Annotated in this window: 12 protein-coding genes; 11 read left to right on the forward strand and 1 reads right to left on the reverse strand. The window is 63.4% G+C overall.

Annotated features, from left to right (window positions below):
- Positions 1-4: 4 nt before the first annotated feature.
- Genes ASD02_RS06665 through ASD02_RS06680 form a run of 4 tightly spaced genes read left to right on the forward strand, consistent with a single transcriptional unit; the run spans position 5 to position 3,465 of the window.
- Positions 5-247 (forward strand): acetyl-CoA carboxylase, encoded by a 243-nt coding sequence (locus ASD02_RS06665; RefSeq protein WP_057205843.1) that lies wholly within the window; start codon positions 5-7, stop codon positions 245-247.
- Complete coding sequence (locus ASD02_RS06670) at positions 244-1,629, forward strand: acetyl-CoA carboxylase biotin carboxylase subunit (protein ID WP_057220390.1); 1,386 nt, start codon at positions 244-246, stop codon at positions 1,627-1,629. Before ASD02_RS06665 ends, ASD02_RS06670 begins: the two co-directional genes overlap by 4 nt.
- Positions 1,629-2,504, forward strand: a complete 876-nt coding sequence (locus ASD02_RS06675) for a carboxyltransferase domain-containing protein (RefSeq protein ID WP_057212673.1) — start codon at positions 1,629-1,631, stop codon at positions 2,502-2,504. The genes ASD02_RS06670 and ASD02_RS06675 overlap by 1 nt, the downstream gene beginning before the upstream one ends.
- The gene (locus tag ASD02_RS06680; protein WP_057212675.1) at positions 2,494-3,465 is read left to right on the forward strand and encodes a biotin-dependent carboxyltransferase family protein; all 972 of its coding nucleotides are present in this window, start codon (positions 2,494-2,496) and stop codon (positions 3,463-3,465) included. The genes ASD02_RS06675 and ASD02_RS06680 overlap by 11 nt, the downstream gene beginning before the upstream one ends.
- Before the next feature lie 94 nt (positions 3,466-3,559).
- Here ASD02_RS06680 and ASD02_RS06685 read toward each other — a convergent pair whose 3' ends face one another.
- The gene (locus tag ASD02_RS06685; protein ID WP_057212678.1) at positions 3,560-4,570 is read right to left on the reverse strand and encodes a GntR family transcriptional regulator; all 1,011 of its coding nucleotides are present in this window, start codon (positions 4,568-4,570) and stop codon (positions 3,560-3,562) included.
- Between the two features lie 563 nt (positions 4,571-5,133).
- Between ASD02_RS06685 and ASD02_RS06690 the strand changes: the two genes are divergently transcribed.
- The 7 genes from ASD02_RS06690 to ASD02_RS06720 all read left to right on the forward strand — a co-directional run bounded on the left by ASD02_RS06690 (position 5,134) and on the right by ASD02_RS06720 (position 12,046).
- Positions 5,134-6,210: an ABC transporter ATP-binding protein gene (locus ASD02_RS06690; RefSeq protein ID WP_025429656.1), complete on the forward strand. Its 1,077-nt coding sequence runs from the start codon at positions 5,134-5,136 to the stop codon at positions 6,208-6,210.
- Between the two features lie 60 nt (positions 6,211-6,270).
- Positions 6,271-7,170 (forward strand): ABC transporter permease, encoded by a 900-nt coding sequence (locus ASD02_RS06695; RefSeq protein ID WP_025429657.1) that lies wholly within the window; start codon positions 6,271-6,273, stop codon positions 7,168-7,170.
- A gap of 2 nt (positions 7,171-7,172) precedes the next feature.
- A complete protein-coding gene (locus ASD02_RS06700) occupies positions 7,173-8,018 on the forward strand; it encodes an ABC transporter permease (protein ID WP_025429658.1) in 846 nt (281 codons plus the stop codon).
- Positions 8,018-8,764 (forward strand): glucose 1-dehydrogenase, encoded by a 747-nt coding sequence (locus tag ASD02_RS06705; RefSeq protein ID WP_057220391.1) that lies wholly within the window; start codon positions 8,018-8,020, stop codon positions 8,762-8,764. Before ASD02_RS06700 ends, ASD02_RS06705 begins: the two co-directional genes overlap by 1 nt.
- A gap of 14 nt (positions 8,765-8,778) precedes the next feature.
- Positions 8,779-9,552, forward strand: coding sequence for an SDR family NAD(P)-dependent oxidoreductase (locus tag ASD02_RS06710; protein ID WP_057205855.1), 774 nt, complete (start codon positions 8,779-8,781; stop codon positions 9,550-9,552).
- An 80-nt stretch (positions 9,553-9,632) separates the two neighbouring features.
- The gene (locus tag ASD02_RS06715) at positions 9,633-10,865 is read left to right on the forward strand and encodes an extracellular solute-binding protein (protein WP_057205857.1); all 1,233 of its coding nucleotides are present in this window, start codon (positions 9,633-9,635) and stop codon (positions 10,863-10,865) included.
- A gap of 74 nt (positions 10,866-10,939) precedes the next feature.
- Positions 10,940-12,046: an ABC transporter ATP-binding protein gene (locus ASD02_RS06720; protein WP_057205859.1), complete on the forward strand. Its 1,107-nt coding sequence runs from the start codon at positions 10,940-10,942 to the stop codon at positions 12,044-12,046.
- Positions 12,047-12,065 lie beyond the last annotated feature (19 nt).

The raw sequence follows: 12,065 nt of genomic DNA on the forward strand, positions 1-12,065 counted from the left end.
AACCATGAGCAAGCACGAAATCCGATCGCCCCTTCCAGGAACCTTCTATCGCTCGTCTGCTCCGGATGTCCCGCCCTTCAAATCTGATGGCGACGATGTTTCTTCCAGCGATGCCATCGGCCTGATCGAAGTCATGAAGACCTTTCAGGAGATCCAGGCCGGTGTCGCGGGCGGCAGCATCCGCTTTCTCGTCGACAACGAAGAACCTGTGATGGCAGGCCAGGTGATCGCCGAGGTCGAACAATGAAACTCCGCTCGGTCCTTATCGCCAATCGCGGAGAAATCGCCGTCCGCATCATCCGCGCCGCCAAGGCGCTCGGTATCCGCACGGTTCAGATTTATAGCGCCGCCGATGCCGACATGCTGGCCGTCAAGCTTGCCGACGAGGCGATCGAGATCGGACCGCCGGCGCCGAAGAAATCCTATCTCGACATCGCGGCCGTGATTGCGGCGGCCAAACGCGCCAATGTCGATGCGGTTCATCCCGGCTATGGCTTCCTGTCGGAGAACGGCGACTTCGCCGACGCCGTGGTTGCCGCCGGCCTGATCTTCATCGGGCCATCAGGCGATGCGATCCGCCTTCTGGGTGACAAGGTCGCCGCCCGTGCCGTTGCCGAGAAGGCCGGTGTGCCGACCGTTCCCGGCAGCGACGGCCGTATCTCGAGCCTTGCCGATGCACATCAAGTGACCGAGCGCACCGGCTTTCCCGTGATGATCAAGGCGGCAGCCGGCGGCGGTGGTCGTGGCATCCGCATCGTCAACAATGCGGTCGAGCTGGAGACACAGTTTCCCCAGGCATCGGCCGAGGCGCTGGCCTCCTTCGGCGACGGCGGGCTCTATCTGGAAAAGGTGATCACCCGCGCCCGCCATGTCGAGGTCCAGATCCTTGGCGACGGCAACAACGTCGTGCATTGCTTCGAGCGCGAATGCTCGCTGCAGCGCCGCCGGCAAAAGGTCTGGGAGGAGGCTCCGTCCTTCCTGCTTCCGCCCGAGGTCAGGCAGAAACTCTGCGACAGCGCCGTCGCGTTGGCGCGCTCCGTCGGCTACCGCGGGGCCGGAACGGTGGAATATCTCTACGACGACGAGACCCGCGAGTTCTACTTCATCGAGGTCAACACCCGCATCCAGGTGGAGCACCCGGTGACCGAGATGATCACCGGCATCGATCTGGTCGAGGAGATGTTCCGCATCGCTGCCGGCGCTTCGCTCTCGGTCCGTCAGGCCGACATTGCCGTCAAGGGCCACGCCATCGAATGCCGGATCAATGCCGAGGATCCGAGGCGCGGTTTCATGCCGGCGCCAGGCAGGATCGAAAGGCTCGACGTACCTGAGGGGGAAGGCATCCGTTTCGACACCATGCTCTACGAAGGCTACGTCATCCCGCCGTTCTACGATTCATTGCTCGGCAAGCTGATAGTCTGGGGCGAGAACCGAGCGGCGTGCCTCGCCCGCCTTTCGCAGGCGCTGGCGCAGCTCACGATCGAGGGCGTGCCGACCACGATCCCGTTGCATCGGGCATTGGCTGCCGACGCGCAGATCGCCAAGGGCGCCTTCCATACGCGCTTTCTCGAGACATGGCTTGAAACTGAATTTGCCGCCGATGGCGGCTGTGCCGCGGAGGTCGCGTGATGCCGACACGATACACGTTCGGAGGCGACGAGCACCTGTTCGTCGAATGCAGCGACGAGATGTCGTTGGAAGCCTTCTTCAAGAGCCTCTCTATGGCCAACGGTGTCAAGGAGAGCTGCGTCAAGGGGATCACCGAGATCTGCCCGGCCAATGCGTCCTTCCAGATTAAATTCGACCCGGATCAGATCAAGCCCGATGACGTGCTGAGGGAAGTGCGGGCGATCGAGGGCGCGGCCGAGCGGGCCGAACCCGTCATCCGCACCCGTATCGTCGAAATCCCGGTCTTCTACAACGACCCCTGGACGCACGAGACGCTGATGCGCTTTCGCGAGCGCCACCAGGAACCGTCAGGAACTGACCTCGACTATGCCACGCGGATCAACGGCTACGGTGACGTCGACGATTTCGTCGCCGCCCATTCCGGCTCGCCCTGGTTCGTGTCGATGGTCGGCTTCGTTGCCGGCCTGCCGTTCATGTACCAGATGGTCGAGCGGCAGCGGCAGATCCAGGTGCCGAAATATCTGCGCCCGCGCACCGACACGCCGCGGCTGACCGTCGGCCATGGTGGCTGCTTCGGCTGCATCTATTCGGTGCGCGGTGCGGGCGGCTACCAGATGTTCGGCATCACGCCGATGCCGATCTTCGACCCGACGCAGACCACCAGCTATCTCCGCGATTTCATGGTGTTCTTCCGGCCGGGCGACATCGTCAAGTTCAAGCCGATCGACCGCGATGCCTATGATCAGGCGGTCGAGGATGTCGACAAGGGGCGTTTCAGTCCGCCGGTCCGTGAGGTCAGCTTCGACCTGCGTGAATTCCAGAAGGATATCACTGGCTACAACACCCGGCTGGAGGGCATGATCAATGGCCATTAAGGTTCTGCATCACGGTCTTGCGACCACCGTCCAGGACCTTGGCCGTCCCGGTTACTTCCATCTCGGCATTCCACTCGGTGGAGCGATGGATCGCTATGCGATGCGGGCCGCCAACCTGCTGGTCGGAAACGACGAGGGGGCTGCCGGCCTGGAAGCGGTGTTCCTCGGCCCGAAGCTCGAATTTACCGAAGACACGCTGGTTGCGGTGACCGGAGCCGACATGCCGGCAAAGGTCGACGGGGTCGAGCAACCCGGGTGGACGGCTTTCCCCGTTCGCGCCGGCCAGACGCTGACGTTCGATTTTCTCAAGTCCGGCGCCCGTATCTATATCGCGATTGCCGGCGGCATCAATGTGCCGCTGGCGCTTGGCAGTCGCTCGACCTACCCGATCGGCGCGCTCGGCGGCTACAACGGCCGGCCGCTGGCACCGGGTGACGAACTGCCGGTTGGTGCCGGCAATGGCTCCGGTAAGGGTCGCTCGGTCGGCGCGCAGTTGCGGCGGCTGCCGGCCGCACCCGTCGCCCTGCGTGTCCTGCCCGGTCTCTACTGGGATCGTCTTTCCGACGAGGCGAAACAGAGCTTCTTTGCCGACGAATGGAAGGTGGCGCCGGAAGCCGACCGCATGGGGTACCGCTTCCGCGGCGGCCGCAAGCTCTCCTTCGTCGAGCGCGAACAGCCGTTTGGTGCCGGTTCCGACCCGTCCAACATCGTCGACAGTTGTTATCCCTATGGCTCGATCCAGGTCCCCGGCGGAACCGAGCCGATCATCCTGCATCGCGATGCGGTTTCCGGCGGCGGCTATTTCATGCTCGGAACCGTGATCTCCGCCGATATGGACCTGATCGGCCAGATGCAGCCGCATACACCGACCAGGTTCGTGGAGGTGACGATGGATGAGGCATTGGCGGCTCGGGCTGAGGAAACCGCGCGGCTGGAAGCGCTGCGCGCGTCGCTGAGCTGACGGTTCAGGGAAAACGGAGGGAAAGATGGAGCGCGGGCATCGAAGCAAGAGATCGGCAGCCGCGCTCAATGTCTCGGGTCGCAATTGCGAGCGGCTATTCGACCACGCGTGTCAGATAGGCGGCGGTGACGCTCGGGCCCGGAATGATTGCGACGATCTTCATCTGCGCGATCGTGCGGTTCATCGAGGCGTCGATATGGTTTTCCAGCATCGCGGCTGCGGCCGCGGTCGCGCCGCGCGTCATGAGTTCCACGATCAGCCGGATTTCGGCGATCACCGCGGGATCGCCGGGAAGGCCCAGTTGCCGCAGCAGCCGTTCGGTCGCGGTGACGGGAAGCAGGTTGTTGCGGATCAGTTCACGCAGCCGTTCGTTCGGCATCGCCAGCACGCAGCATTCGGTAAACTGGGTGCGGATGTCCTCGAGGCTCTGCCAGGTGTCTGCCGCTTGCGGGCCGTCGAGTTCCGACAGTCGAGCGAAGAGGGCTGCAAGTCGGTTGCGATCGATATGGCCGGCGCCGAGCGCAAGCGCCTGCGGTTCGAGCAGACGGCGCAGCATGAAATGGTCCTTGACGGTCTGTGCCGTCAGCGGGCCGGCAATCCAGTGCGAACTCTGGTTCTTGCGCACCAGCCCGCGCTCGCGCAGCCGCGTGAGCACATCGCGCACCACGGTACGGCTGACGCTGAAGTGGTTGGCGAGTTCGTTTTCGATGATGCGATACTGGCCGAAGATGACGCAGCCGGCGACGTCGTTCTCGATCTCGGTGTAGATGCGCTCCCAGGACGAGCGGCTTTGCAGCGCCTCGTCGGCGTGTTGCGGGATGGTGAGCCCGAGCGATTTGATGTCGGTGCGGTTGGGTTCGATCGCGCGGCCGGGTGGGCCGACGAGATAGCCGCGCCCCTTGAAGCGGTGGACGAGCCCGTCGCTTTCCAGTTGCAAGAGCGCACGCTGAACCGGCGCACGCGATATCTGCAGGATCTCGGCAATCGGCCCTTCGAGAAGAACGAGGCCGGGCGGCAGGATGCCTTCGGCGATGTTGCTACGCAGAACGTCCTCGGCAATTTCGTAGCGGCGCTGGGTATTCTGGCCGAGGCGTGGCTCGCTCATGCGGTCGGGCGTCTTCCGTTTGGCTGGCAATTTCGTCCTCTTTCTTTACGCCACTTGCCGGGGAATGTGACAGCTGAAAATAAATGCATTTTGCATACACGTTGGCAAATTAAATGTGCATTTGTTTGCGGCATCTGGTGTTGATGGGGTGGATGCCGGCTGCCGGTGAATGGATTTTCGGTGAGTCAGGCGCAATCCGGTAGCGCCCACACGGAAGGGTGGAATCGTTCTACCTTCGGGATTGCAGGGTGTTTAGGGCGGCTTGATGCGTATTCTAGCCTGGATGGCTGCCAGCGGAGCGAAGCCGTATTTCATTCCGGTCTAAATGACGAATAAAAGTCTATTGCATACAAAAATCATTCATGTCATTGTTCGTGACATGCAAGCGCTCAGAAGAAGCGTGCAGGTGGAACTTATTTTTTGAACCGCAAAGGACCTTCATCCCCGACGCGCATGTGACCATGCGCGAACGCGATCGCATGTCCGTTCGGATGCCTCGTCGGCTCCGGCGACGGCGAAGCTTTGGGTGGAGAACGTCCGGACGGCAAACTGGCAGGAAACCAATGTCGACGGTCCTTCAGCTCAAGAACATCACCAAAACCTACGGCGACATGCGCGCGCTCAACGGCATCGATCTTGCCTTGCCCGGCGACGCCTATATCTCGCTTCTGGGGCCGAGCGGCTCCGGCAAGACGACGCTCCTGAGGGTCATTGCTGGTTTTGAACATCCGGATGGCGGCGCCATCCTGTTTGACGGCAAGCGCATCGACACCGTGGCGCCGCACAAGCGCGGCATCGGCTTCGTCTTCCAGAACTTCGCGCTCTTCCCGCATCTCTCCGTCGCGCAGAACATCGCCTTCGGCCTGGAAAACAGGGAGGACGAGCCGGTCACCGACCGGCGCGTCGTCGAAGCCAGGGTGCGCGACATTATCAGCCTCGTCGGCCTTTCCGGTCTGGAAGGCAGGGCCGTCACCCAGATCTCCGGCGGCCAGCGCCAGCGCGTCGCCTTGGCGCGCACGCTGGTCACCGAGCCGCGCATGGTGCTTCTCGACGAGCCGCTCGGCGCGCTCGACGCCAATCTGCGCGCCAGGATGCGGGCGGAGTTGAGGGCTATCCGCGAGCGCTGCGGCGTCACCTTCCTGCATGTGACCGGCAGCGAGGCCGAGGCCTTGGCCATGGGCGACACGGTGCTGGTGCTGGAAAGCGGCCGCATCGCCCAGTCGGCGGATTCAGACACCGTCTACAACAGGCCCGCCTCTCCGGCGGTTGCCCGCTTTCTCAACTGCTACAATCTCTTTCCCGGGCGGATCGAAGGCGGCGCCTTCGTCGGCGGCGTCGGCCGGTTTGCGCTTGGGGCAGCGGCGCCGACGCGGGCGACGTCGCCGGCCTATGCGATCCGCTACGATCGTGTTTCGGTCCGGCCGCCCGAGGCAGCCATCACTGAGGACGAGATCCGCATTGAGGCCAATTTCGTCGCCAGCGAATATTCCGGCGCGGCGGTCAATTCCTTCTTCGCGCTCGATGACGGCCGGGTTTTCGAGGTCGAAAGCCATCTCAGCCATGCAGCGCCCGAGACCTATGCCGAAAAGGGCCGCTACGCGCTCGTGTGGAAGCGGGAGGACGCCCTTGTCTACGTCTGAAATCCTTTTGGAAAAACCCGGCGCCTGCGCGCCGCACCGTTCCTGCCCGGAGAATGAGAGATGAGCATGATGGCCGTTGCGGAGCAGACGGAAACAGAGACCGTCGCCGAGAAGAAACCACCGGGAAAAGCGCTTTGGCTGCTGGCACCCGGTGTCATCTGGATGACCCTGTTCCTCGTCCTGCCCATGCTGATGATGGTCTACGTCTCCTTCTGGACGCAGACGACCTTCACGATCGAACCGACGCTGACGCTGAAAAGCTGGATTACCTTCTTCACCAGCGACACCTATCTTGGGGCGCTGTGGACGACGGTGCGCATCTGGCTGATCGTGCTCGTTGCCACCGTGCTGGTCGGTTATCCCGCAGCCCTTTTCGTCGGGCTGTTCGTCAAGAACAAGGCGCTGCAGACGGTGCTTCTGGTGCTGTGCGTCATCCCCTTCTGGACCTCGTTCCTGATCCGCGTTCTCGCCTGGCGGCCGATGCTCGGCAAGGAGGGCGCGATCAACATGATCCTGATGAACCTCGGCATCACCGACGCGCCGATCGAGGTGCTGCTGTTTTCCGAACTGTCGGTGATCATCGGCATGACCCAGATCTACTGCGTCTTCATGGTCGGTCCGATCGCCTTCATGCTCGGCCGTATCGACACCTCGATCATCGAGGCCGCGCAGGATCTCGGTGCCGGCTTCTGGCGGATCTTCCGCACGATCATCCTGCCGCTGTCGATGCCGGGCGTGGTCGTCGGGGCGATCTTCGTCTCCGTCATGGTTCTCGGTGAATTCGCAACCTCGGCCGCCCTCTCCGGCCGCAAGGTCAACCTGCTCGGAAACATCATCGTCACCCAGGTCGGTTCGCTGAAATGGGCCTTCGCGGCGGTCGCCGGGGTCGTGCTTACCATCCTGATGGGCGCGGTCGTGGCCGCGCTGCTCAGGGTCGTCGATCTCAGGAAGGAGCTCTGATCATGAATGCCAGCGGCATGAAACTCAGCCTTGGCGCCTACACAGCGCTCTTCCTCGTCTTCCTCTATGGCCCACTCGTCGTGCTTGCCATCCTGTCCTTCCAGACGGGGCCGGAAGGCGGGCCGCAGTTTCCGATCATCGAATGGTCGACCTATTGGTACAAGCACCTCTTCGGCCTGACGCCGCCGTCGCGCATCGCACCGTTGCCGATCGAGCAGGCGCTGGTCCGCTCATTGGGGCTTGCGGTGATGACCATGATCGTCTCGACGGTGCTGGGTGTCTCGGCGGCCCAGGCCTTCCGCCGCAAGTTCCGCGGCTCGGGCGTGGTCTTCTACCTGATCGTTCTCGGCATGATGGTGCCGGGCGTGCTTGTCGGCCTCGGCATGGCGCTCGTCGCCAATACGCTCGGCGTCGACCGTCACTGGTGGAGCACGGCCTTCGTGCTGCACGTGGTCTACACCTTCCCCTTCGCATTCCTGGTGATGTTGGCAATCTTCAACCGGTTCGATCCGAGCATGGAGGAGGCGTCCTGGTCGCTCGGCGTCACGCCGGCGCGCACCTTCCGCAAGGTGACGTTCCCGCTGATCTTCCCCGGCGTGCTCTCCGCCATGCTCTTTGCCTTCACGCTCTCCTATGACGAGTTCTCGCGCACGCTCTTCGCTTCCGGCCGCGACTTGACGCTGCCGCTGGCAATTTACGGCACCTTCTCCGTCGAAGTGCATCCGAACGTCTTTGCCTTCGGCGTGTTGACGACGCTGTTCTCCTTCGCGCTGCTCGGCACCTATGCGGCGCTGATGATGCTTTCGGTGCGCCGCGCCAAGCGTATGGCGATCCAGGAGGAGGCGTGATGGCCAGCTCTGCTCTTGGTTCGGCAATCGTCACCGGTGCCGGTTCCGGCATCGGTCGCGCCATCGCGCTGCGGTTGGCGGCCGACGGTTATGCCGTCGTCGTCAATGATCTCTCGCCGGAGCGCTGCGAAGCGGTTGCGGACGAGATCGCTGCTGCCGGCGGAGTGGCGCTCGCGATATCAGGCGACGTATCAAGCGAAGCCGACGCCGCCGCGACGGCCGAGAAGGCAGCGCAATTCCACGGCCCCGTGGCGCTGCTCGTCAACAATGCCGGCATCGCCCATCAGGCGCTGTTCGAGAATCTCGAGGTCGCCGATTTCGACCGGATGTTTGCGGTGCATGTGCGCGGCACCTTCCTGATGACCAAGGCGGTGCTGCCGGCCATGCTTGCCCGCGGCGAGGGTGTGATCGTCAACATGGCCTCGCAGCTCGGCCAGATCGGTGGCGTCGAACTCGTGCATTACTCGTCGGCCAAGGCCGCGATCATCGGCATGACCAAGGCGCTGGCGCGCGAGGTTTCGAGCCGCGGCGTGCGGGTGAATGCGGTCGCGCCCGGCCCCATCAATACGCCGCTGGTCATGGGGCTGTCCGAGGATTGGCGCGCGGCCAAGAAGGCGCAGCTGCCGCTCGGGCGTTTCGGCGAGCCGGACGAAATCGCCGCGACGGTCGCGTTTCTGGCCTCGCCGTCGGCGAGCCTGTTCGTCGGCCAGACGCTCGGACCGAACTCCGGCGACGTGATGCTCTGACAGGAAAGATGAAAATGCCAAATCCTCCCAAGACGTCCCGCATTGTCATCGTCACCGGTGCCGGCATCGGCATTGGCCAGGCGACCGCCAGAGCTTTTGCCGCCAAAGGCGACCATGTCGTCGTGACCGATATTCTCGAGCGTGAGGCATCGGCCACGGTCGACGCCATCCGGCATGCCGGCGGCTCCGCCGAGTTCGCCTACTACGACGTCCGCTCGACGTCGGCGACCGACGCGCTGGTCACTGATCTGGAAAAACGCCACGGTCGCATCGATGTCGTCGTCGCCAATGCCGGCATTGCCCATCGCACCCCGCTTGCCAGGCTGACCGACGACAAGTGGGATCTGACCTTCGACATCGACCTCAAGGGCATCTTCCGACTGGCGCGTGCCGTCGCACCCGGCATGCGCCAGCGCGGCGAGGGCAGCATCGTCGCGCTCTCCTCGATCATGGGCGTTGCCTATGGCTGGGACGAGCACGTGCATTACTCCGCCGCCAAGTCCGGCGTCGTCGGTCTAGTGCGTGGGCTTGCCGTTGAGCTTGCCGGCGACGGGGTTCGCGTCAACGGCGTTGCGCCTGGCTACATCCGCACAGCCCAGCTGCTTTCGGAGGAAAACTCGCTCGGTCCTGACGGCGCGGAAGCCGCTGCCGCCTTCATCCCGATGAAAAGGCTCGGAACGCCTGAGGATATCGCCGACGTGATCGCGTTCCTGGCATCCAACAGCGCGAGATACATGACCGGTCAGGTGCTGGTTGTGGATGGGGGCCTCCTGGTGGGGCGTTACTGAAACGCTGCGCGATGCGGCGAATGAACATGGGGCGCGTGGCAAACGGGCTCCGGGGAACAACAACAACTGGAGAAGAGACAATGCCAAATATGGAAATCAATCGCCGCTCCCTCCTCAAACGATCCGCCGGGATGATGGCGCTGGCGATGGGCGGCGGCACGCCGTTCCTGTCGTCGCGCGCTGCCTTTGCGCAGGCCGCCGACCTCGCAGGCCAGCAGCTGCGCACCATCGGCCTTTCGGTCACCGTTCAGGAGCGCATCCTCGAGCAGTTCAAGGCTGCTGCCGGCGTCGGCGGCACGTCCGGAACGGCAGCAACTTTCCCGGACGCTCAGACGAAGATCCTCTCCGGCTCCAAGGACTATGATTGCTGGGAGATCATCGCCGAGCGCCTGCCGTCGATCGTCATGACCAACAATGTCGAGCCCATCCCGGCCTCGGCGCTGAAGAATTGGGCCAACATCCGGGATACCTTCACGACCGCCAGTGACAAGTGGGACCGTAGCGCGCAGATCATCGGCCAGATCTGGACAGACGAAAGCCAGACGGCGCTGAACATGGTGCCCGCCGTCTATAACTACGATTCCATCGGCTACAATCCCGATGTGCTCTCGGCCGAGGAAGCCAACAGCTGGACCGCGATCTTCGATCCGAAGTGGAAGGGCAAGTCCGGCATCAACACCGACCCGCTGATCGCGATCGGCCAGGCGATGATGGCGATGAACTCGCTCGGCCTTTCCGACGTCAAGAACCCGGGCAATGCGACCGCAGCCGAAATCGACGAGGCTGCCGCCTTCCTGATTTCCAAGAAGAAGGAAGGCCAGTTCCGCGCGCTCTGGGGCGATTTCGGTGAACTCGTCAACCTCATGGCGTCGGGCGAAATGGTCGTCTGCGACGCCTGGCAGCCGGCGGTCATGGCGGTCAAGGCGCAGGGCAAGCCCTGCCGCTACGCCGTGCCGAAGGAAGGCTATCGCGGTTGGGCGATTGGTCCGGCGATGATTGCTGGCACTGCCAACAAGGAGGCGGTCATTGCCTATGCCGACTATTGGCTTTCGGGCGAGCCGGGCATCACCGTCTCCGAGCAGGGCTACTACTCGCCGTCGACCAACATCAAGAACGTCATGGCGCCGGAGAAATATGCCTTCTGGTACGAGGGCAAACCCTGGGTCGGCGCCGAGGAGCGCGGCATCAAGGAAGGCGACCTGCGCGACGGCGGCTCGCTCGAAGAACGCGCCAAGAACGTCGCCTACTGGCACCAGTGGCCGGACGAATACGACCACCTGATCCAGAAGTGGGACGAATTCCTCAACGCCTGATGAAGGACGGCCGGGGCGCAAACCCGCCCCGGCCTTTCCCCCAACGCATCCGCTATTAGAACCGGAGAACGACCGTGATCTTCGACCTCGAACTCAACAATGTCGGCAAGGTCTACGACAACGGCACCCCCGCCGTGATCGATTTCAACCTGTCGGTTTCCAAGGGCGAGTTCATCGCGTTCCTCGGCCCGTCCGGCTGCGGCAAGACGACGACGCTGCGCATGATCGCCGGCTTCGAGCAGATCTCTTCCGGCGAGATGCTGATCAAGGGCAAGCGTATGAACGACATCCGGCCGGAACACCGGCCGACGTCGATGATCTTTCAGAGCTACGCGCTCTTTCCGCACATGACCGTGCGCCGCAATGTCGGCTACGGGCTCGACGTCAAGGGCATGGCCAAAGCCGAACGCGACGCCAAGGTCGATCGTATCCTGGCAACGCTTGGGCTCGAGGACATCGCCGAGAAGAAGCCGGACCGGCTCTCCGGCGGCCAGCGCCAGCGCATCGCGCTTGCCCGCGGTCTTGTCGTTGAACCGGATATTCTGCTTCTCGACGAGCCGCTGGGCGCGCTCGACGCCAATCTGCGCAAGGCGATCCAGAACGAACTGAAGCTGCTGCAGAAAACGCTCGGCGTCACCTTCGTCTTCGTCACCCATGCGCAGTCCGAGGCGCTCGCGCTTTCCGACCGTATCGTGGTGATGAACCAGGGCAGGGTCGAGCAGATCAGCCCGCCACACCAGCTCTACACCCGGCCAAACACCGCCTTCGTTGCCCAGTTCATCGGCAACAACACGATCTTCCAGGGCGAAGTCGAAGGCGCATCGGACGACCGGACGCTGGTTTCGACGCCGCTCGGGCAGCTTTCCGGCCGGCCGAACGGGGCCCTTTCCAAGCGGTCACGGGTCAATGTCGTCATCCCGGCCGAAGCGATCGAGGTGCATCCGGCGGCCCTGGTTTCGCGTGACCAGATTGCCCATGCGGTCGGCGGCAACGTCGTCAGCGCCAGTGTGCGCCGCTTCGACGTGGTCGGCCATGTATCCCACCTGACGGCGGGACTTGCGGACGGACGCACCGTTTCGCTCGAAGCCCATGTCGACAAGTACCAGCCCGACGCCTTCCCCGTAGGCGCGGACATTCTTTTGAGCTGGCAGCCGGGCGAAGCCACGGTCATCCCAGCCTGATCACGCGAGCGGGATGAGG

The organism is Ensifer sp. Root1252 (assembly GCF_001425885.1).
Lineage (GTDB): Bacteria > Pseudomonadota > Alphaproteobacteria > Rhizobiales > Rhizobiaceae > Ensifer > Ensifer canadensis.